The organism is Streptomyces sp. TG1A-60 (assembly GCF_037201975.1).
GTDB lineage: Bacteria > Actinomycetota > Actinomycetes > Streptomycetales > Streptomycetaceae > Streptomyces.
Genome location: NZ_CP147520.1, coordinates 1236450 through 1257268, shown reverse-complemented (window position 1 = coordinate 1257268; position 20819 = coordinate 1236450). Strand labels below are relative to the sequence as shown.

The 20819-nt window shown below is 71.2% G+C and carries 20 protein-coding genes and 2 pseudogenes; 10 read left to right on the top strand and 12 right to left on the bottom strand.

Annotated features, from left to right (window positions below; all coding sequences use genetic code 11):
• Positions 1-55 precede the first annotated feature (55 nt).
• A pseudogene (locus WBG99_RS04935) lies at positions 56-295 on the top strand (ISL3 family transposase); the annotation flags it as partial.
• Between the two features lie 100 nt (positions 296-395).
• Here WBG99_RS04935 and WBG99_RS04930 read toward each other — a convergent pair.
• The 10 genes from WBG99_RS04930 to WBG99_RS04885 form a co-directional block, all read right to left on the bottom strand.
• Complete coding sequence (locus tag WBG99_RS04930) at positions 396-1967, bottom strand: ATP-binding cassette domain-containing protein (protein WP_338895155.1); 1572 nt, start codon at positions 1965-1967, stop codon at positions 396-398.
• Entirely contained in the window at positions 1964-2839 is an 876-nt protein-coding gene (locus WBG99_RS04925) for an ABC transporter permease (RefSeq protein WP_338895154.1), read from the bottom strand. The genes WBG99_RS04930 and WBG99_RS04925 overlap by 4 nt, the downstream gene beginning before the upstream one ends.
• The gene (locus tag WBG99_RS04920) at positions 2836-3789 is read right to left on the bottom strand and encodes an ABC transporter permease (RefSeq protein WP_338895153.1); all 954 of its coding nucleotides are present in this window, start codon (positions 3787-3789) and stop codon (positions 2836-2838) included. Before WBG99_RS04920 ends, WBG99_RS04925 begins: the two co-directional genes overlap by 4 nt.
• Positions 3786-5390: an ABC transporter substrate-binding protein gene (locus tag WBG99_RS04915; protein ID WP_338895152.1), complete on the bottom strand. Its 1605-nt coding sequence runs from the start codon at positions 5388-5390 to the stop codon at positions 3786-3788. The genes WBG99_RS04920 and WBG99_RS04915 overlap by 4 nt, the downstream gene beginning before the upstream one ends.
• 85 nt (positions 5391-5475) lie before the next feature.
• On the bottom strand, positions 5476-6285 hold the full coding sequence (locus tag WBG99_RS04910) for a class I SAM-dependent methyltransferase (protein WP_338895151.1): 810 nt from the start codon (positions 6283-6285) through the stop codon (positions 5476-5478).
• Between the two features lie 14 nt (positions 6286-6299).
• Positions 6300-7562: an MFS transporter gene (locus tag WBG99_RS04905; RefSeq protein ID WP_338895150.1), complete on the bottom strand. Its 1263-nt coding sequence runs from the start codon at positions 7560-7562 to the stop codon at positions 6300-6302.
• Positions 7546-8607, bottom strand: a complete 1062-nt coding sequence (locus tag WBG99_RS04900; RefSeq protein ID WP_338895149.1) for a dipeptide epimerase — start codon at positions 8605-8607, stop codon at positions 7546-7548. The genes WBG99_RS04905 and WBG99_RS04900 overlap by 17 nt, the downstream gene beginning before the upstream one ends.
• Positions 8604-9701 (bottom strand): pyridoxal-phosphate dependent enzyme, encoded by a 1098-nt coding sequence (locus tag WBG99_RS04895; RefSeq protein WP_338895148.1) that lies wholly within the window; start codon positions 9699-9701, stop codon positions 8604-8606. The genes WBG99_RS04900 and WBG99_RS04895 overlap by 4 nt, the downstream gene beginning before the upstream one ends.
• Positions 9698-10546, bottom strand: a complete 849-nt coding sequence (locus tag WBG99_RS04890) for a DUF364 domain-containing protein (protein WP_338895147.1) — start codon at positions 10544-10546, stop codon at positions 9698-9700. The genes WBG99_RS04895 and WBG99_RS04890 overlap by 4 nt, the downstream gene beginning before the upstream one ends.
• Positions 10543-11799, bottom strand: coding sequence for an ATP-grasp domain-containing protein (locus WBG99_RS04885; RefSeq protein WP_338895146.1), 1257 nt, complete (start codon positions 11797-11799; stop codon positions 10543-10545). The genes WBG99_RS04890 and WBG99_RS04885 overlap by 4 nt, the downstream gene beginning before the upstream one ends.
• A gap of 706 nt (positions 11800-12505) precedes the next feature.
• On the opposite strand from WBG99_RS04885, the gene WBG99_RS04880 reads away from it, so the two are divergent.
• Together WBG99_RS04880 and WBG99_RS04875 are read left to right on the top strand one after the other, a co-directional pair.
• Positions 12506-12802 carry an alpha/beta hydrolase gene (locus tag WBG99_RS04880; RefSeq protein ID WP_338895145.1) on the top strand — a complete coding sequence of 99 codons (297 nt, stop codon included), beginning with the start codon at positions 12506-12508 and terminating at the stop codon, positions 12800-12802.
• A gap of 68 nt (positions 12803-12870) precedes the next feature.
• On the top strand, positions 12871-13416 hold the full coding sequence (locus WBG99_RS04875) for a GNAT family N-acetyltransferase (RefSeq protein ID WP_338895144.1): 546 nt from the start codon (positions 12871-12873) through the stop codon (positions 13414-13416).
• Positions 13417-13503: 87 nt separating this feature from the next.
• On the opposite strand, the pseudogene WBG99_RS04870 reads toward WBG99_RS04875, so the two are convergent.
• Together WBG99_RS04870 and WBG99_RS04865 are read right to left on the bottom strand one after the other, a co-directional pair.
• Positions 13504-13689: pseudogene (locus WBG99_RS04870) on the bottom strand (ISAzo13 family transposase); the annotation flags it as partial.
• A 324-nt stretch (positions 13690-14013) separates the two neighbouring features.
• Positions 14014-14148: an RICIN domain-containing protein gene (locus WBG99_RS04865; protein WP_338895143.1), complete on the bottom strand. Its 135-nt coding sequence runs from the start codon at positions 14146-14148 to the stop codon at positions 14014-14016.
• Between WBG99_RS04865 and WBG99_RS04860 the strand changes: the two genes are divergently transcribed.
• From WBG99_RS04860 to WBG99_RS04830, 7 genes are all read left to right on the top strand, one after another.
• Positions 14142-15185 carry a ketoacyl-ACP synthase III gene (locus tag WBG99_RS04860; RefSeq protein WP_338895142.1) on the top strand — a complete coding sequence of 348 codons (1044 nt, stop codon included), beginning with the start codon at positions 14142-14144 and terminating at the stop codon, positions 15183-15185. The two genes, WBG99_RS04865 and WBG99_RS04860, sit on opposite strands and share 7 nt — an antisense overlap.
• On the top strand, positions 15186-15953 hold the full coding sequence (locus WBG99_RS04855) for an SDR family NAD(P)-dependent oxidoreductase (RefSeq protein ID WP_338895141.1): 768 nt from the start codon (positions 15186-15188) through the stop codon (positions 15951-15953).
• A gap of 201 nt (positions 15954-16154) precedes the next feature.
• Positions 16155-17015, top strand: a complete 861-nt coding sequence (locus tag WBG99_RS04850; RefSeq protein ID WP_338895140.1) for a hypothetical protein — start codon at positions 16155-16157, stop codon at positions 17013-17015.
• On the top strand, positions 17012-17338 hold the full coding sequence (locus WBG99_RS04845; RefSeq protein WP_338895139.1) for a cytochrome P450: 327 nt from the start codon (positions 17012-17014) through the stop codon (positions 17336-17338). The genes WBG99_RS04850 and WBG99_RS04845 overlap by 4 nt, the downstream gene beginning before the upstream one ends.
• Positions 17335-18093: a thioesterase domain-containing protein gene (locus WBG99_RS04840; RefSeq protein WP_338895138.1), complete on the top strand. Its 759-nt coding sequence runs from the start codon at positions 17335-17337 to the stop codon at positions 18091-18093. Before WBG99_RS04845 ends, WBG99_RS04840 begins: the two co-directional genes overlap by 4 nt.
• 103 nt (positions 18094-18196) lie before the next feature.
• Positions 18197-19384: a cytochrome P450 gene (locus WBG99_RS04835; RefSeq protein WP_338895137.1), complete on the top strand. Its 1188-nt coding sequence runs from the start codon at positions 18197-18199 to the stop codon at positions 19382-19384.
• Positions 19385-19420: 36 nt separating this feature from the next.
• The gene (locus WBG99_RS04830; protein WP_338895136.1) at positions 19421-20449 is read left to right on the top strand and encodes a ketoacyl-ACP synthase III family protein; all 1029 of its coding nucleotides are present in this window, start codon (positions 19421-19423) and stop codon (positions 20447-20449) included.
• The last annotated feature ends 370 nt before the right edge of the window (positions 20450-20819 follow it).

Here is a 20819-nt window from a genome sequence, read left to right as displayed (position 1 = left end):
AGTCGTTAGGCTCGTTGACACTCGCGTGAAGGATGTCAACGAGCTTGTGCAGACGGTGTTTTCGGGTCTTTCCCCGCTGGTTATAGAGGATGTGGCCGGCGAAGGCGAGCGGATCGTGGTGCGGGCACGGACTCCGCAGGGCACCGCGGTCCGTCCGGTGTGCGGCGCGTCGTCGGGGCGGGTGCACGGATCTCACCTGCGGACGGTGGCCGACGTGCCGGTCGACGGACGGCGGGTGGTGGTGCGGGTGCGACGCTTGGTATGTCCCACGCGCGGCTGCCGGCAGACCTTCCGCTCGGCCGGTGCAACGCACCCTGGTCACGCTCGAAGAGGCAGGGTGGCCACGGACAGCCGCAGCGACGCCACCTGATGGAGGCGGGGCGCACGTGTGCCGGTCAGGTGCCCGTTCCGGCTGCCAGGCGTGCCGTGGTTTCCATGAGCGAGATGGTGAACGGGTGCTTCGGGGTGGTCAGGATGCGCTGGGCAGGGCCCTGTTCGACGAGTTCGCCGGCGTCCAGGACGGCGATGCGGTGGGCGAGGGCCGCAGTGTCCAGGTCGTGGGTGATCAGTACCAGGGACAGGTCGTCGCGGTCGCGGACCAGTGTCGTGAGGATGCCGAGGATGCCCCGGCGGGTGATCGTGTCGAGGCCGGAGGTGATCTCGTCGCAGATGAGGACGCGGGGGTGGGCGAGCAGGGCGCGGGCGAGGGCGGCACGCTGGAGTTCGCCGCCGGAGAGCTGACCGGGGCGCCGGTGGACCAGGTCCCCGGGGAGGCCGAGGCGGGTGAGGGTGGTCAGGGCTTCCCGTGTCGCGGTGTCCGCGTCGGTGCCGCGCAGGCGGATCGCGGTGCGGGCGACCTGGTGGAGTACGGGGCGGTGTTCGTCGAAGGCGGCGCGTGCGTCCTGGAAGACGTACTGCACGGCTGCGAGGTGCGTGCGGCTGCGGTTGCGCAGGCTGTGGGGCAGTGGCGTGCCGTCGAGGAGGAGCTCTCCGTCGTGGTCGCGGTGGAGGCCGGCGAGGCAGCGGGCGAGGGTGGTCTTGCCGCTGCCGGAGCGGCCGACGACGGCCAGGCATTCGCCCGGGTGCAGGTCCAGTCGGGGGGTGCGTAGCACCACGGTCGTGCCGTGTGCGCCGTCGTGGTGGCGGGCGGTGAGGTCGCGTATCCGCAGGGCGGGTTGCTCGGTGCCGGTCGAACTGTCCGGTTCCGGGAACTGCGGCTGTTCGCTGAGTAGTTCGCGGGTCCATTCATGCTGGGGCGCAAGCCAGACGCGTGGTGCCGGGCCCGACTCGACGACCCGGCCCGCCCGCATGACGATCACGTCGTCGGCGAGTGCGCGTACGACGTCCAGGTCGTGGCTGAGCAGGACGACGGCGATGCCGCGTGCCGCGACGGCCGCCAGCTGGTCGACGATGCGGTTCTTGGTCAGGGCGTCCTGGCCGGTGGTGGGCTCGTCGGCGACGATGACGCGGGCGCCGAGCAGCAGGGCCTGGGCGAGGACGACCCGCTGCTGCTGACCGCCGGAGAGCTGGTGCGGGTAGCGCCGCAGCAGGGCCTCGGCGTCCGGGAGTTGGGCTTCAACGAGGGCGTGCAGGACGCGTTCGCGGGCCGCCGACCGGCGCTGCCCCAGCGGTAGGTGGCTGACCTGGGCGCGGGCGATGTCGGTGAGCAGGGCGGCGATGCGGCGGGCGGGGTTGAGGACGGCTGCGGGGTGCTGGGGGATGTAGCCGGCCAGGCCGTCTGCCGTCAGGCGTACGTCACCGGTGACGTGGGCGCCGGGCGGGTACTCGCCGAGCAGGGCGAGGCCGGTGGTGGTCTTGCCGCTGCCGGAGGCGCCGACCAGGGCCGTGACCTTGCCGGGCAGGGCCTTGAGGCTGACTCCGTCGACGATCGCCCTGCCGTCGATCTCGACGCGCAGGTCGCGGATCTCGGCCACGGGATCCGCGGTGGTGTCGTTCTCGTGGTTCACGGACGTGCTTCCTTCTCTGTCCGGCTCCGGAGGCTTCCGCCCGTGCCTCCGGATGTGGCTGTGCGCGTGGGGGCGCCCTGTCTCCCGCCCTTGTCCAGCGCGGCGTCGAAGAGGAGGTTGGTGCCCATCGTCAGGCCGACGATCAGCAGGGCGGGGACGACGACGGCCCAGGGCTGGACGAACAGACCGGTGCGGTTGCGGTCGACCATGACCGCCCAGTCGGCGGCGTCCGGGGCCACGCCGACGCCGAGGAAGGCGGCCGTGGCGACCAGATAGAGCACGCCGGTCAGCCGGGTGCCAGCGTCGGCGGCCAGGGTACGCAGCATGGAGCGGCCGACGTAGCCGACGGCCATGCGCCACCACGTCTCGCCCTGCATGCGCAGCGCCTCCACCGCGGGGCGGGCGGCGGCCTCAGTGGCAGCGGCGCGTACCAGGCGGGCCGCGTCGGGCACGTTGACCACCGCGACCAGCAGGGCGAGGCCGACGGCGCCGGGGGAGAACACCGTCGCCGCCAGCAGGATCAGCAGCAGCGAGGGGACAGCGAGCAGCACGTCCAGGGGCCGCATCAGCAGCTCCTCCAGCCAGCGGCGGTGGGTGAGCGCGCTGAGCAGGCCGATGGGCAGGGCCACGAGGTAGGCCAGGGCAGTCGCGGCGAGGGCGGTCAGCACGACCGGCCGGCCGCCGTGCAGCACCTGCTGCCAGACGTCGCGGCCGACGAAGTCGGTGCCGAGCCAGTGCCCGTCGCCGAGGGTGAAGGACGCGGCCCGGGGGCCCGGTTCGCCCGCGAACAGCGGGCCGAGGAGCGCCAGGACGAGGGGTACCGCGATGACCGCGATGCCGTAGGTGAAGCGGCCCGTACGCAGGTTCCTCACGCGGCCACCCCCGCCCGGGGCGCGAGCCGGTGGCCGACCAGGTCGGCGCCGAGGTTGAGCACCACGGTGAGGACGCCGAACACCACGGCGAGACCCTGGACGACGGGCACGTCGCGTTCGGCGACGGCGTTGAGCAGGACGGTGCCGAGTCCGGGGATCACGTACAGCGCCTCCACGACGATGACGCCGCACAGCAGCCAGTCGATGGTGCGGGCGAGTTGCTGGGCGGCGGGGGCGAGGGCGTTGGGCAGGGCGTGGGTGTAGCGGATGCGGGCGCCGGCGATGCCGTAGCGGCGAGCCTGCGCCACGTACGGGGAGGCGAGCGCGTCGATCATGCCGGCGCGCACCAGCCGCACCAGGGAGCACACGGGCCGGGCAAGCAGGACGAGGACGGGCAGCACGAGTGCGGCCGGGTGGGCGAGCAGGTCGGTGCCGTAGCCGACGGCGGTCGGCGGCAGCCAGCCCAGCTGGATCGCGAGGACGGTCACCAGCAGCACGCCGAGGGCGAACTCGGGCACTGCGTACACGGCGAGCGTCGCAGAGCTGATGAGCCGGTCCGCCAGGCGCCCCTCGTGGCGGGCGGCCAGCACGCCGAGGCCGAAGCCGACGGGGATGAGCAGGGCAACGGTGAGCGTGGCCAGCAGCAGGGTGGGGCCGAAGCCGTCGGCGATGTACTGACTGACCGGGCGGCCGGAGGCCAGGGAGGTGCCGAAGTCGCCGTGCAGCAGGCCCGCCGCCCAGTCGGTCAGCCGCTCCACCGCGGGCCGGTCCAGCTGCATGGCCTCGCGGATGGCCTCGATGCGGGCAGGGTCGGGCTGGTCGCCCGCTAGGGCGACGGCGGCGTCGCCCGGCAGCGCCTCGGTGAGCGCGAAGACCAGCAGCACCACGGCCACGGTCTGCGCGACGCCGAGGAGCAGCCGCCGGGCGACGAAGGAGCGAAGTCCGCTCACGCGAGCCACACCTTGTCGAAGCGGGCCCAGCCGATGGTGTTGGCGGGTGCCTTGGTCTCAACCCCCTTCACCGTGCGGGCCGTTCCGATGATCCAGTCCGCGAAGCCCCAGATCAGGAAGCCGCCCTCGGAGTACAGGCGGCGCTGCATGCGTTCGTAGACGGCGGCGCGTTCGGTCTTGTCGGGGGTGGACTGGGCCTGCTGGTAGAGGGCGTCGAAGTCCTTGTGCTGCCACTTGGTGGCGTTGGTGGTGGAGTCGGTGAGCAGGCGCTGGGAGAGGTGGGCCTCGATGGGCATGGCGCCGGAGCGGTAGCAGCACAGGGTGCCGCCATCGAGGATGTCGCTCCAGTAGGAGTCCTTGCTGCCCATCTTGACGTCGATCGTGACGCCTGCCTTCTTCGCCTGGTCGCGGAAGATGCTGGCGGCTTCGGTGAATCCGGCGGCGACGGCCGAGGTGTCGAGGGTGACCTTGAGGCTCTCGGCGCCGGCCTGCTTGAGCAGGGCGCGGGCCTTGTCGAGGTCCTGCTCGCGCTGGGGCAGGCCGTCGGCGTAGTACTCGTAGCCCTTGCCGAACAGGTCGTTGCCGATCTCCCCGGCGCCGGACAGGGCGCCGTCGACGAGTTCCTTGCGGTCGGCGATGAGGAAGAACGCCTGGCGCACCCGCTTGTCGTCGAAGGGAGCCCGGTCGGTCTTCATGCAGAAGCCCTGCATGGCGCTGTTGCGCAGGCGCACGATCTCGATCTGTCCCTTGTCCTCGTGGGCGCGGGCGGTGGTGGGGTTGAGTTCGTGGGCGTACTCGACCTGGCCGCCGATGAGGGCGTTGACGCGGGCGGACTCCTCGTTGGCGACGACGAACTCGATCTCGTCGAGGTGAGGGGCGCCCTCCCAGTAGTCGTCGTTGCGGCGGAAGACCGCTGAGCGGCCCGGGGCGAACGACACGAACCGGAACGGTCCCGAACCGATCGGCTCCTTGTCGAACTCGGTGGCGTTCTCGGGCACGATGTATGCGCCGAACGCGGCCAGGATGTTGGGGAATTCGGCCGTCGGGCGCTTGAGGACGAACTCGATCGACCGCTCGCCGGTGGCGCGGCTGGCCTTGAGGTCGATCGGCTCCAGGGACGCCTTGGCTCTGAACGCCTGCTTCGGGTCGGCGACGCGGCGGTAGCTGTAGAGGACGTCCTTCGCGGTGACCGGCTTGCCGTCGTGGAAGGTGGCATCGCGCAGGGTGACCTGCCAGCGGTCCAGGGTCTTGTTGGACTCCCACTTGTCGGCGAGGCGGGGTTGGGCGGACAGGTCGGCGCCGTAGTCGGCGAGCTTGTCGAAGAGCGCCTTGGCGCGGGCGACGTCGGCGAAGAGGCTGGCCAGGTGCGGGTCGAGGGTCTCGCTGGCGCCGCCGCCCGCGAACGCGGCGCGCAGCCGCCCGCCCCGCCTCGGTGCGCCGTCGCCCTTGCTCTCGCCGTCTCCGGAGCCGGAGCCGCCGCCGCATCCGGCGAGGGTGAGTGCGCCGAGCGAGGCGGCGCCCGTGGCGGCGAGGAAGCCGCGCCGGTGAAGGCCCGGGAAGCGGTCGAGGGAGGGGAGAGAGCGGGTGGATTCGTCGTGCATGCGTGTTTCCTCAGGGTGTGTGGATGTGCCGTTGCGGTGCGGGGGGCGGCAGTTTTGGGGCGTCAGGACGCGGAGACGGGCCCGGTCAGGAGGACTGGGTCAGGCGGGCCACCACGTGCAGCCGGTCGGCGTCGGCGATACGGCCGGGAAGCAGACCCTCGTGCCAGAGCGGCTCGGCCCGCGGGCCCGGACCGTCGTGGAGCTCCAGTACCTCGAAGCCGTGCGCGGCCAGGAGGTGACGCAGCTCCTGCGGGAACAGCAGCCGCCACGCGGAGCGTTGCTCGACGGGCTCCGACCCGTCGTCCGCGGCCCACACGCGCGTACGGCGCAGGAGTTGGGCCGTGCGGTCAACGGTGAGGATGGTGGTGGAGCGGTAGGCGGTGCCCTGCCAGCTGAACTCGTTGACCTTGGGTGTGTCGAGCAGGTCGGTGCGGCCCAGGAAGTAGGCGCCGTTGCGCATCTCCGCGACGAGCAGTCCACCCGGGGCCAGGGCCCGGCGGCAGGAGGACAGGAAGGCGCCGAGCTGGTCGTTGGTGTGGCAGTACAGCAGGGCGCTGTCCAGGCACACGACGGCGTCGAACGCGTCCTGACCGAGGTCGAATCCGCGCAGGTCGGCGCGCACGTACTCGGGGCCGGGATGGTGGGTGCGGGCGTGCACGAGCATCGCCTCGGAGAGGTCGGCGCCGGTCACCGTACGGCCGGCGGAGTGCAGGTGTGCGGCGTCGCGGCCGGTGCCGCAGCCCATGTCCAGCACGCGCGGGCCTGCCGCGTGCCGCCGCAGGCAGTCCTCGGTCCAGCGTCCGGCGAGCCGGTCGGGGTCGGGGAAGCGGGCCTCGTACAGCTCGGGGTTGTCCGTGAGCAGGTTGTGCGTACTCGCGGTCGTCGTCGAGGTCATGTCGGTGTCCTTCCTCAGGCGGTCGCGGGTACGGCGGGCTTCGACGGCGTCGGCAGCGATCCCAGCCGACGCAGCCAGGCCACGCCCAGCGCGGACGCGAGCCCGAACAGCGCGCAGCACGCCCACGGCAGCCAGCCGGCGTCGCCCCGCTCCCCGGTGTCCATGGCCCAGCCGACGACGGTGTTGCCGACGGCGGCGGCGATGCCCGAGACGACGTAGAAGATCCCGAAGTAGGTGCCGGTCAGCTCGGGGCGGCCGAAGCCGGGGATCAGCTCCATGACGAACGGCTGGGCGACCATCACGCCGAGGTAGAGCAGCAGGGCTCCCGCCAGCACGGGCAGGGCGCGCAGCGCCGCGTCCACCGTGCCGTCCGGCCCACCGGAGCCACCGGCCACCATGGCGGGCGGCAGGAACGCCAGCGCCATCAGGCCGAGCCCGGTGGAAATCCAGCGTGCCCTGTCCCTCCGTTCCTTCAGGGCGCGGGTGATGCGCAGCTGCAGGGTGAGATTGGCGAGGGTGCCGACGACGAAGACGAGGCCGGCCGCGCCGTCCCAGCCGGTGGCCTGCCGTGCTCCGTCGGGCAGCAGTAGGTACAGCTGGTTCTCCAGGGTGAACATGCCGACCATGGCGAGCGCGAAGGCGAGGAAGGGGCGGTTGCCGACGACCTCTCGCCAGTCAGCGAGCACCGTGCCCCTGCTCGGTTCGACCTGCCGCGCGGGCAGGACCAGAGCCTGCGCGACGGTGAGGACGGAGAAGATCCCGGCGGCGGTCAGGGCCGACGTGCGGAAGTCCACGAGCAGCAGCGCGCTGCCCAGCAGCGGGCCGATCAGTGCCCCGGTGGTGGCGAACACGTTGAACAGGGCGAACGCCTCGGCCTTGCGCTCGTCGGCCTCCTGGGCGATGTAGGCGCGTACGGCGGGGTTGAACAGCGCCCCGGCGAAGCCGCTGAGCACGGAGGCGGCGAACAGGATGGCCAGGTTGTCGCCGAGCGCGAACAGCGCGAACCCCACCGTGCGCAGAGCACAGCCGGCGATGATCACACCGCGCGCGCCGAGCCGGTCGGAGGCCGAGCCGCCGATGATGAACAGGCCCTGCTGGCTGAGGTTGCGCACGCCGAGAACGACACCGACGACGGCGGCCGACATGCCCACGTTCTCGGTGAGGTGGGTGGCGAGGTAGGGGATGAGGAGGTAGAAGCCGGTGTTCACGCCGAGCTGGTTGACCAGCAGGAGCTGGACCGCGAGCGGGAAGCGGCGCATCTCACGCCACGTCTTCACGGCTCACCTCCCGCAGCCCGACGCCCAGCCCGGGCAGGTCACTTGCCCGTACGTAGCCGTCCTCGCCGCCGATGCCGGTCCACGGGTCGTGGGCCAGCAGCAGGTGCCCGTCGAGGTCGGCCCAGCGGGCCCGGTCGGCGAGGTGGACGGCGGGCGCGAGGCCGAGGCTGCTGGCGGTCAGGCAGCCCAGCATCAGCTCGGTGCCGGTGCCGTCGATCAACTCGGCGATGCGCAGGGCCGCGTGCACCCCGCCGCACTTGGCGAGCTTGACGTTGACGCCCTGGACGCGCCCGGCCAGCCGGCGCACGTCCTCCAGGTCCACGGCGTCCTCGTCGGCGATGACCGGCAGCGGTGAGCGTTCGGCCAACGCCCCCAGCGCCTCCGGGTCGCCGGGGGCGAGGGGCTGTTCGACGGCCTCGACACCGAGGTCGGCGAACCGGGGCAGCAGCGCCTCGGCCTGCGCTGAGGTCCAGGCACCGTTGGGATCGAGGAGCAGCCGGGCTCGGGGCGCGGCGTCGCGGATGACGCGGACGCGCTCGACATCGTCCTCCGGATCGGGCGCCCCCGCCTTGACCTTGATCACCTCGAAGCCGCTCGCCGCGAGACAGCGGGCCTGCGCCGACGCGTGCGCTAGGGACGTGATGCCGATGGTGCGGGCAGTCGCGGCGACCGGAGGTCGCACGGCACCGAGGAGCCGGTGGACGGGACTGCCCGCGCGCTTGCCGACGAGGTCGAGCAGCGCCGCCTCGACGGCGGCTGTCACGGCCGGGGGAGTGCCGTCACCGGTCAACTCACCCGCTCGCAGGGCCTCCAGGGCGCTCTCGGGATCGGGGAAGCGGGCGAGCTCCGTTCCGGCGGCAGCGAAGAGCCCTTCAAGGGTCTTGGCGTCGAGACGGTAATAGACGCTGGTGACGGCCTCACCGTGCCCGGTGACGCCTTCGTGTTCGACGGTCAGCCACACGGCGTCGCGGGCAGACATGGTGGAGCGGGAGATGCGCAGCGGCTCGGTGAGGTCGAGGCGTACGGTGCGCCGGCTGGCCTTCACGGGTTCCTTTCCGAAGGGGGGACGGCCTTCAGCGGGTCGGCGACTCGCGTGCACCGCACCCAGCCGGTTGCCTCGGCCGCGTGCGGGTGCGGGATCTCGACGGGCCGGGTGGCCGCCGTAGCGGGGTCGAGGCCGTGGGCGGCGGCGAAGTCGTCGTCGTACACGGTGCCGAGGTAGCGGTGCGGGCCGTCGGGGAAGACGGTGGCGACGACCGCCCCGGGGTGGACGCGGGCGGCCCAGGCGGCGACCCGGGCGGCGGCACCGGTGCTCCAGCCGCCGCTGACGAAGGCGCCACGGGCCAGGCGGCGGCAACTGTCCACGGCCTCCGCGGGACCGACCCAGTGGACCTCGTCGAAGGCGTCGTAGGCGACGTTGCGCGGGTGGATGCTGCTGCCCAGGCCGCGCATCAGCCGCGGCCGGGCGGGCTGGCCGAAGATGGTGGAGCCGGTGGCGTCGACGCCGATGAGCCGCAGGGCGGGCCAGTGGCGGCGCAGCGGGCCGATGATGCCGGCGCTGTGGCCGCCGGTGCCGACGCTGCACACCAGGATGTCGAGGTGGTCGAGCTGGACGGCGAGTTCGGCGGCCAGGGAGGCGTAGCCGGCGGTGTTGTCGGGGTTGTTGTACTGGTCGGGCCAGTAGGCGCCGGGCAGCACGGCGAGCAGTTCGCGCAGCCGGGCCAGCCGTGCGGCCTGCCAGCCGCCCTGGGGCGCGGGCCGGTCCACGATCTCCAGCCGCACCCCGTGAGAGTGCAGCAACTGCCGCATGGACGGCTCCAGTTCACTGTCGCCGACCAGCACGATGGGATGACCGAGGGCCTGGCCCGCGAAGGCGAGCCCGATGCCGAGCGTGCCGGAGGTGGACTCCACCACCGGGGCACCGGGCCGCAGCTCGCCGCGCTCACGGGCGCCCATCAGCATGGACACCGCGGCCCGGGCCTTCATCCCGCCCGCGGCGAGCCCTTCGAGTTTCGCCCAGAAACCGGGGTGCGGTTCCGGTAGGCCGGCGGTGATGCGCGCGACGGGCGTACGGCCGAGCAGGGTGAGCAGTTCCGGGCGGGCGACGGGGCGTACGGCGGTTGCGGTGGTCGGGGTCACCGGGCACCTCCCGGACCGCCGGCGCGGTAGCGGTAGACGGTGCCAGGACCGCCGTCCAGCCAGAAGAAGGGATACGGCTCCGCGCACACGGCGCTCACCCCGTGGCTCAGGAAGCGGGGCAGCACGGCGCTGCCGGTCTGGGCGAACAACACCAACTGCTTGCCGTGCCGCAGCGCGTGCTCCCGCAGCGGCTCGAACGTCCCGTTGCCCAGCGTCATCCCGGACACAAGCAGCGCATCACACCGGCCGGCCTCGGCCGGCGCATCGGTGACGACCGTCTCGTCCCATTCGGTGACCCCGCCCTTGAGGTCGCACGGAACGTAGGCCAGTTCCCGTGACCGCAGCGCCTCCAGCAGGGAATTGACCACTCCGACCACGAGCACCGTCGACCCCGGCGACAGGTCGAGCAGTTCGACCACCGCCCGGGCCCGGGCCCGGGACTTCTCCAACGATGTCCCGGCCGGCAGCGGTACGGGCCGGGCACCGTTGTCCGGGGTGTGCGGGGTGACGTGCATCAGGTAGGCGTCGAGGGCGGCCACGCGCACCGGCAGCAGCGGATGCTCCAGCAGCCGGGCGACGTCCGCGCCGACGCAGTCCTCCACCGCACTGTCGGGCAGTGCGCCGGGCTCGACCGCGCAACTGCCGACGGCCTCGGCCAGGCGCAGGCTGAGCACCTCGTTGCGGTAGCCGGTGCCGCGCCCGTCGTGCCGTACGGCCTGCCGCGTGGTGAAGGCCACGGCGATCCGCAGGGCGGCCGGGTCCGGGCCGAGTTCCCCGGCGCGGGCCTGCGCCATGAGCGCGTCGTACGTCGTCACGCGGGTGGACGCCGAGGTGGCGGAGGTCATCGGATCACCAGCCCGGACCGCAGCTCGCCGAGCAGCGCCTCGACCCGGTCACGGGCGCCCAGCCCCGCGGCATCGCCCGCCATGACGTGCCCGAGGTACTCGTTGTTGCTCCCCGCGGCCTTCACCTGTTTGCCGGGCTCGGCGAGCTGCACCTCCAAGACGCCGGGCCTGTCCCGCAGTGCGCTGCCGTCCAGGGCTTCGAGCATGCCCGCGGTCTGCGGCACGAGGAAGCCGATGGCGGCGCTGCGCAGCCCGGTGTCCGTGCGCCGAAGGTCGGGGGCGCGGCCCAGGGAGACGTCCACGAAGGCCGCGGCGAGGTCGATCCCGGTGACGTGGCGGACCAGCTCGGTGATGCGGTTCCCGGCGGGGCGGGGATTGACCTCGACGACGCGCGGCCCGGCGGAGGTGAGCTTGATCTCGGTGTGCGCCACGACGCCGTCGGTCAGGCCGAGCGCCTTGAGCGCGCCGAGTGCGGTCTGTTCGGCGGCCTCGGCGTCCGCGCTCGACAGGGCGGCGGGGAACATGTGGCCGGTCTCGATGAACGCGGGCGCCCCGCCGATGCTCTTGTCGGTCACGCCGATCACATGGACCGCTCCCGCGTGAGAGACGGTCTCGACGCTCACTTCCGGGCCGTCCAGGAGTTCTTCGAGCAGCACCACGGGTGCCCGCCGCTGCCCGCGCGCGTTGACCGGGAAGTCGGCCAGCGCCCTAACGGCGGCGGCGAGTTGCTCCTCGTCGTCCACCCGGCGTACGTACATGCCCGCGCACAGGTCGACGGGCTTGACCACCAGCGGGTAGCCGATCTCCCGCGCCGCCCGCGCGATGTCGACCCACTCCTCGTGCACGGCGAAGCGCGGCCCGGGCACCCCGGCGTCGGCCAGGACACGGCGGGCAGCGTCCTTGCGGCAGGCGTTCTCCACCGCCTCGGGGCTCGACGCGGGCAGACCGAGCCGCCCGGCTACCCGCGCCACCGTCGACAGGTAGTAGTCGCAGGACGTGATCACCCCATCGAACCCGAACACCGCGTGCAGCCGCTCGACTTCCGGCAGCACGGCCTCTGTGTCGTTGGTGTCCGCTGTGATCACGTTGCGCGCCCCGAGCAGCGGGTGCGCCGCTCCCTCGGGCGCCGATCGCAGGTAGTGATGCAGATCGCGGGTGAGGAACGTGAACTCGTGCCCGCTCTCCCGTATCGCCCGTGGCAACAGCCTGCTCATCGATCCGACCCAGCTCTCGACCACCAGCAGATGAGCCACAGCTCCCCTTTTCGTGCGGTGTTGTTCAGACGTCAGGACAGCCCGGCGAAGCCTCCGTGAGGAGGCGGGCCCGGCTGTGCCGTGGACACGTTATCGGTAATCGTTTTCATTGTCAGTACCTCAGTGGATCCATCTGGGGACGCTCCGTGACACCAGGCATGCGCCGCCCCGCCCCGCCCCGCTGTGCGCCCTGGCGGCGACCGCTGAAGACCGTCCTGCCCGCCGCTCCCGCATCGCACTGGCCGCGTGGTCCTCGATGGCGTCGTCGGCCCAAGGGGCCGGTACGACGTTGACGTCATCCAGAGCCGGGCGCCGCTGCGTCGGCGTGACACCTTCTTCTCGCGGAGCGCGGCCCACCCGGATTGTTTCGGTCTGGCGACAGCGCAGCGGCGGCGTGGCGCGCGAAGGACTCGCTGACCGGCCCGTCAGCAGCTTCGAGGCGGCCGAGTTCGACCGTGCTAGGTATCGGAGGCTCGGCCGCACCGAATGGTGGGCGGGTCTCGCCTATGGTCTGTGCACTTACCTCGACGACTATGCCCCGCCACCGACTTGGACAGCCCCGCCTCCTGCGGCTACGAAGCCGTCAACTGCATCGCCAAGTGCGCCGACGGCTCCGCCCCTACGCCCCGGCAGCTCGTGACGGATATTCGCCGCACCCGCCGCCTCGACCCCCAATCGGTCGTGACCGGCATGGAGGCGTCCCCCTGTGCCTACTGGCACCACCGACCAGCCCGCCGCACACCGCTCGGCAGTCCCGACGCACCGCCCAATACTGCTGGCGGCTTCCGCATCCGCCCCCGTCACGCCCATCGCAGAGGCGCGCCGGCTGAGTCGGCTCCTGCCCGGCTCCCGACTGGTCGCCCTCGACAACGACTACTCACGCGGCGTCTTCGCCAGTCGCGGCAACGCCTGCACGGGCGACACCGCGGCCGCCTACCCCATCAACGGGAGGTGGGCGGCGGGTGTGCCTGTGCAGGGGCCCGGGCTGCCTGGGAAGCCGTGACACGCCGATGTTTTTGAAAGTCGTTTTCATTTGACTAGCGTGGGACTCCGATACGGAAGGACATCTCGATGAGTCAGACCACACCTCGCGGATACACCGTGCGCCACGCGACACCGGCGGACGTGGACGGCGCGCGCCGCGTCATGCTCGACACCTTCTACAACGAGTTCGGATACGGGTACGTGCCCCAGTGGCACCGGGACGTGGTGGACATCGGGGGCACGTATCTTGACGATCCACGGCACCTCCTACTCGTGGCCGTCCACGACGGCGAGGTGGTGGCCACGACGGGCGTACGGTCTCAAGGCCCCAACCACCCGCCGCATCCGCGCTGGTTGGCCGAACGCTACCCGTCCGGCACCACCGCCCAACTCGTCCGTGTCTACGTGCAGCCCGAACACCGGCGCCGAGGGCTCGCCCGCACGCTGGTCGACGCCGCCTGCGACTTCATCGCGAACACCCCAGGCTACGAACTCATCTACCTCCACACCAACGTGAACATCGAGGGGACGGAAGCCTTCTGGCGCAGTGCGGCGAAGGAGGTGTTCGACGCCCGTACCACCGGCGAACATGGACCGGGCGTCGCTACGGTGCACTTCGAGATCCCGATGTGACCGGAGGTTGCCAGTCGGTGTGAGGATCGCTGGTGCCTCACCTGTCGCCCTGCTGGCGATGGGTGATCAGCAGGGCGATGTCATCCGTAGACCAGGGTCGATCTCCTCGGCCGGTTTACGGCCTCCGCCTTCGGTGCGGATGCGTCCGCCGGGCAGCGGCCCGATGCCGGCTTCCAGTTCCGTGATCCCCCGTCGCACGGTGGTCTCGCTGACGGCCGCTGCCCGGGCGGCGCGCACCCCGCGGTGGCCAAGCAGCCTCGCCTCGGCCGCCACCGCCAGACGCCGCTGCCGCTCATTCAGATGGGGCAGCAACACTGAACCGCTCCGGGTTCGGTAGGGACTCGATCATACGAGGCCAACCACTACCTGAGCGCCACGAAAGCCCAGGTCACAACCAACATCTGAGATCTCTACCGAACCCGGAGCGGTTCAGCGTCGTCGTCCGTGGCCTGATAGTGCGGGGCTGGCCGGTGTGGTTGTAGGCGTCCGCGTGGGCCTCGTTGAGCACGGTCGCCTGGCTTCTGGTGGTTCCGAGCGGTGTTCTTGTGGCCGTTCGCGTCCAGCGGGCCGTAGCGGAGAAGAGGGGCGGAGGGCAGGTCAGGACGGGATGATCTGCCACTGTTGCCGTGTCTGTGACGCGTATGGCTGCTGTTCGATGTTGGCTCCGTCGGCGGTGCTGCCCTCGTCGACGCCGAGGCAAAGCCCGCTGTAGCGGTTGATGAGGAATGACAAACACCGCTGGTACCCCCTACGGGGTAGGCATCCGGGCCATCGGGGGCTACGTACCCGAGCGCGTGGTGACCAACGCGGACCTGGAACAGATGCTGGACACCACGGACGCCTGGATCAACGAGCACATCGGCATCACGGAGCGGCGCTGGTCGGCACCCGACGAGCAGACCTCGGACCTGGGCGCGGCCGCCCTGCGCGACGCCTGTGCCCGCGCGGGGGTCAGCCCGGACTCCATCGACCTGCTGATCTGCGGCACGTTCACACCAGACCACATGCTGCCCGCCGCCGCGGTGGCCATCGCCCGCAAGCTGGGCCTCACCGGCACCCCGGGGTTCGACGTCAACAGCGGCGGCTGCCCCGGCGGTACGTTCGCCCTCGACGTCGGCGCGAAGTACCTGCTGTCGGGCGGCTACCGGCGGATAGCGGTGGTTCTCGCGGACACCGTGACCAAGACCCTGGACCCCGAGGACCGCGCAACCGGCGTGATCTTCGGTGACGCCGCCGCCTGCTATCTGCTGGAGCCCTGCGCCATCGGGACCGGCGTGACGCCGGCCCTGCTGCGCAGCGATCCCCGGGCGTACGAGACCGCCTTCGTCAAGAGGGAACAGCGCACCTGGTCCACCGACGGCAGACCCAAGCACTCGGGATTCGGCGACAACTTCGTGCACATGCACGGCCGTTCGGTGCGGGACTTCGCGCTGGACATCATGCCGGGCTTCGTGCTGGAACTGCTGGAACACCACGGGATGTCGACCGATGACGTGGACCTCCTCGTCTTCCACCAGGCCAACCACCACCTGCTCCGCGTACTCCGGGAGAAACTCGGCCTGCCCGCCGAGCGCACGGCCGAGAACGTCCACCGCCTGGGCAACAGCTCCGGCGCCGGAATGCCGCTGGCCCTGCGCGAGGCCGTGGACGAGGGCCGGGTCAAGGCCGGGGACACGGTCGTCCTCGCCTCCTTCGGAGCGGGGATGAGTCATGGCGGCACGGTCATCCACTGGCCCGCCGAAAGCGACTTCCTGGGACCGGCCGAGTAGATGGTCATCACCGGAAAGGTCGCTGTCGTCGTGGGCGGCACGTCCGGACTGGGCCTCGCCGTGGCGGTGCGGCTGCTCGCGGCGGGTGCCGAGGTGGTGGTGACGGGCCGATCCGCCGCGCGCGGTGCCGAGGCCCTGGCGCACCTGGGCGACCGGGCCGCCTTCGTCGCCGGGGACATCACGCGTCCGCCGGACGTGGCCGCCGCCGTGGCGGAAGCACGGCGCAGGGGAGGCCCGCACATCGCCGTTTGCTGCGCGGGAGCCACCGCCTCCGGGAAAGTGGTGGGCCGCGAGGGCCCACTGCCGCTGGCGGAGTTCCAGCGAATCGTGCAGGTGAACCTGGTCGGTACGTTCGACGTGGTGCGCTCGGCCGCAGCCGCGATGGTACGGGGCGGCGGCACGGCGGACGACGAGCGGGGGGTCATCGTGTGCACCTCGTCCATCGCGGCCTACGACGGACAGCAGGGGCAGGCGGCGTACGCGGCGTCCAAGGCCGGAATCGCCGGGATGACCCTGCCGCTCGCCCGTGACCTGGCGCGTCACCGGGTGCGCGTGGTGACGGTGGCGCCGGGGCTGTTCGACACCCCGATGCTTGCGGAGCTGTCCACCCGGACCCGCACCGCTCTGGTCGCCGCCACCCCGCATCCGCAACGCCTGGGACAACCCCAGGAGTTCGCGGGCCTGGTACAGCACATCGTGGAGAACCCCATGATCAACGGCGAGGTGATCCGGATCGACGGAGCCGCACGCCTGGCCACCGGCCACTGACCTTCGCATCCCCGGCGACGTCCGCCACTCGTGGGCCCGGCTGCCCGGGGGCCAGGAGACTCCCGGTGTCAACACCGGGGTGCTGCCGGGGTCTTCCCCGGGGGCGTCCCGGAACCGGCGCTCCCCAGACTGAAGGGAGAAGGCGACCGGAACGGACCCTCACCCCGCCCACCGGGCAGCAGAACAGAGGAGAGAGACCACATGGTTGACCGGCCCAACGCCGCGCCGCCGTTCTTCGCCGACGGCGGCCCTGCGCTGTACGCGTGGATGCGAAACGCCAGGGACAACACCCCGGTCATGTTCGACGAGGCGTCACAGTCCTGGAAGGTCTACCGCTACGAGGACGCCCACCGGGTGCTCTCCGACTGGCAGGTGTTCTCCAACGACATGTGTCGCATCATGCCGGAACACGGCTTCACCAGGGGAAACCTCTCCACGATGGACCCGCCCGAGCACAAGCAGCTGCGCGGCATCATCGCCCAGGGATTCACCCCTCGCGCTCTGGCCGACCTGGCCCCGCGCATCGAGAGGATCGTCGGCGAACTGCTGGACGCGGTCGAGGACCGCACGGAGATCGACATCACCCGAGATCTGTCGTACCAGCTTCCGCTGAACGTCATCGCGGAGGTGATCGGCGTGCCACGCGGGGACCGGGGAGTGCTCTACCGCACCGCCGACGCCCAGCTCGCCCTCACCTGCGAGAACCCCGCCGACCCGGATTTCGTCGTCGGAGTGCAGAAGGCGATGGGCGAACTCCAGTCGTATCTCGGGCAGGAGCTCGTCCCGGCCCGGCGCCGGGATCCGCAGGACGACCTGGTCAGCAAGCTGGCGACCGCCAGACTCGACGACCGCTCCCTCGACGACGAAGAGGTCGTCAACTTCACCGTTCTGCTGCTGCTCGCGGGCCATCTGACCACGATGTCCCTGCTCGGCAACATGATGCTGACCCTCAGTGAACACCCCGGCCAGCTGACCGAGGTCCGAGCCGACCGCTCACTGGTGCCGGGCGCCGTCGAAGAGGTGCTGCGCTACCGCCCGCCGTACCCGAGGGCGGCCGGGTGACCAACGTGGAGGTCGAGCTGGCCGGTGCCACCATCCCGGCCGACCGGCTGGTGCTGGTCTCGCTGATCTCCGCCAACCGCGACGAGCGCGAGTTCCCCGACCCGGACCGGTTCGACATCCATCGCCCGTCCAACCCACAACTCGCCTTCACCACCGGGATCCACTACTGCCTGGGCGCCCATCTGGCCCGCCTGGAGGCGAAGATCGCGCTCAACGCGATCCTGGATCGCTACACCGACCTGACCTTCACCGGAATGCAGTGGTACGAGTCGTACTCCCTGTGCAACCCCAAGCGACTCACCTTCGAGGTGCGCCGCCCGTGACACCTTTCGAACGGTGGATCCTGCGCCCGAGGCCTGCCCCGGACGCTCCGCTGCGCCTGATCTGCGTGCCCTACGCCGGCGGTGGTCCCGCGGCGTACCACAGCTGGGCCGCTGAACTGCGGGACGGCGCGGAGCTCTGGCTGCTGCGGCCTCCGGGCCGGGAGGCCCGGTTGCAGGAGCCGCTGCTGTACAGCGTCGAGGAGATCGTCCGCGAGGCGGCGGCGGCCCTCGCGGACGAACTGCCGGAGCCGTTCGCGGTGTTCGGCTACAGTGTCGGTGCCTGGATCGCCTTCGAACTCGTACGGGAACTGCGGGACGGCTACGGCCTGCGGGCCGCGCACCTCGGTGTGGCGGCCCGCCCAGCGCCGCAGACGCCACTGCATCATCCCGCCATGCACACCCTGCCCGACGATGTCTTCCTGGACGTCCTCGACCGCCGGTTCCGGGCCATCCCCCCGGCGATCCGCGACTCGCCCGAGATGAAAGCGCTGTATCTGCCGATCCTGCGGGCCGACACGACGGTGCTGGAGACCTACCGCTTCCGCCCCGGCCCGTTGCTGGACTGCCCCGTCTCGGCGTTCGGCGGCACGGAGGACATCGACTGCCGCGAGGAGGACCTGACGGCCTGGGGGGAGCAGACGACGGAGGACTTCCGGCTGCGGATGCTGCCGGGGGGCCACTTCTTCCTGCACAACCGGCGGCAGGAGTTACTGGACGGCCTCGCGACGGACCTGTTCCGCTGCCTGGTTCCCTGACGCGCCCTGCACCGGGCCCCCGAAGGCGAAACCGACCGCCATGACACCCCACGACTGTTCAGCACCCCACCCACAGATCGCGGAACCGAGGGGGAACAACCGTATGACGTCCCAGACCGCACCCCCGCGACGGCCGTTCCACGTGGACCGCGGCAAATCGCTGCACGCATGGCTTCGGCACATGCGGGACCACGAGCCGGTGTACTTCGACACGACGATGAACAGCTGGCGTGTCCTGCGGCACGCGGACGCGGTGCGGGTCTTCTCCGACTGGTCCACCTTCTCCAACGACATGCACCGTGTGATGCCGGCGCAGGAGTTCATCGACGGCAACCTGTCCGCACTGGACCCCCCGGCGCACAAGAACCTGCGCGGCCTGCTCAGCCAGGGCTTCACCCCGCGGATGCTGGGGCCGTTCGGCAGCCGGATCGAGAGCCTCGTCGTGGAGATCCTGGACCAGGTGGACGACCGGGGAGAGTTCGACCTCGCCGCCGATCTCGCCTACCGGCTGCCCCTCAACGTCATCTCCGAACTGCTCGGGGTGGACCGGGAGGGCCGCGAGGTACTCCGGCGCTGCTCCGACGCCCAGCTCACCCTCTCCACGGACGATCCCACGGACGGCGCCTTCATCCAGAACCGGGAGGAGGCGATGCGGGAGATCCTCGACTACCTGCGAGAGCACGCACGGGAGCGCCGGACCAGGCCGCGGGACGACATGATCAGCCGTTTGGTGCATGCGGAGATGGACGGACGGCGGCTCACCGAGACGGAGATCGTCAACTTCTCGGTCCTCCTGTTGCTCGCGGGGCATCTGACCACGATGGGGCTGCTGGGCAGCATGGTGGCGTGCCTCGACGAGCACCCCGATGCCATGGCCCAGGTCCGGGCGGACCGCTCCCTCGTCCCGAACGCCGTCGAGGAGGTCCTGCGGTATCTCCCTCCGGTACCGGACGCCGGACGCGTCACCAACCGGGACGTGAGGCTCGGCGGGGTGACGATCCCGGCCGACCAGTTCATCCTCATCTCACTCACCTCGGCCAACTGGGACGAACACGCCTACCCCGACCCGGCCCGGTTCGACATCCACCGCAAGCCCAACCCACAGCTCGCCTTCACCCACGGCATCCACATCTGCCTGGGCGCCCATCTGGCCCGGCTGGAGGCGAAGGTCGCACTCGACGTGCTGCTGGACCGCTATCCGGCATGGGAGGTGACCGGCGTCGACTGGTACGAGAACAACACGATCTGCGCCCCCAGGCGACTGACCGTAGCCGTCGAGCGGCACAGCTGACCCGGACCCTGCCAGACCGAAAGGGAACGCATATCCATGAAGTTCAACGGCATCTACCTCAGCGGCGTGGGCGTCTGCCTGCCCGAGCGGGTCCCTCTGGAGGAGGCCGTCGCCCGGGGCGACTGCGACGAGTCCCAGCTGACCACGGGCTGGCGGGCCGCACGGGTCGCGGGGACCGTGCCGGCGCCGGACATGGCGATCGAGGCCGGGAAACAGGTGCTGACCCGTTCCGGACACGCCCCCGGCGACGTCGACCTGCTGCTGCACACCTCGACATCGCACCAGGGCCCGGACTCCTGGATGCCCCAGCACTACATCCTGCGCAACACGGTGGACCGGGAGATCCCGGCGATCGGACTGCGGCAGGGGTGCGAGGGGTTCCTGGCCGGTGCGGAGCTGGCCGCGTGCTTTCTGATGGCCTCCCCCGACCGGACTGCGGCCATGATCACCACCGCCGACAACTTCGGCCATCCGCTGATCGACCGCTACCGCTCCCACCACGGCCTCGTCCTGGGGGACGGCGGTACGGCGGCACTGCTGTCGAAGCGTGAGGGCTTTGCCGAACTGCTGGCCGTCAACTCCTTCTCCGTGCCCGCTCTGGAGGGCATGACCCGCGGGGACGAGCCGCTGTTCCCGCCCGGCTGCACCGTCGGCCGCAAGGTGACACTGGAGCGGCAGGCGACGTCCCGTCCGGGTGATGTGACACCCCAGGAGGCGGCGCTGATCGCCGGAAAGGTGGAGTCCGAGGCGGTCCGGCAGGTACTGGACGACGCGGGCATCGAGATCGGCGACATCACCCGGGTCCTCCACCCCGCGGCCGCCAACGAGCAGTACCTGGAACACTTCCTCAAACCCCTCGGCCTCGATCCCTCCTACGGCATGCTGGAATTCGGCCGCTGGAACGGCCACATGGGCGCCAGCGACCTGCTCGCCGGGCTCGACCACCTGATCAGCGAGGGAGCGCTACAGCCCGGGGACCACGTGATGATGTTCGCGGTGGGACCCGGGATGGCCATGTCCTACGGCGTCGTCCGCATACGCGACACACCCCCGTGGAGGGCGTGACCCACTTCATGCACCGGTGCGTCGAGGGAGGCCTGACTCGTACGCCGCCGGGGACGGTCGTGTGGGGGAGGCGCTCTTCGGCCCGGGTGTGGTCTCGGACCGCGTGACCCGCGACCGCGAGTGGTTGACAGCCCGGGACGTCCAGCCCTTCCGTGGGCCCCCGCGGCGCACTGCGGTCGTTCTGCGCCCGCCGGGGTCGGACCAGGAATCTCCACCGCTCACCGGGCTTTCCAGGGCTTGCGGGACTGGCTGTCATCGCACATGCCGCGTCATGGCTCTGCGGGGCTTTTGGATGGGCTACTTCGCCATGCGGCCGGCCCCGCTCGGTCCTGTCGCCGCCCCCGTAGTCACCAGCTGCTTCCACGTCTTC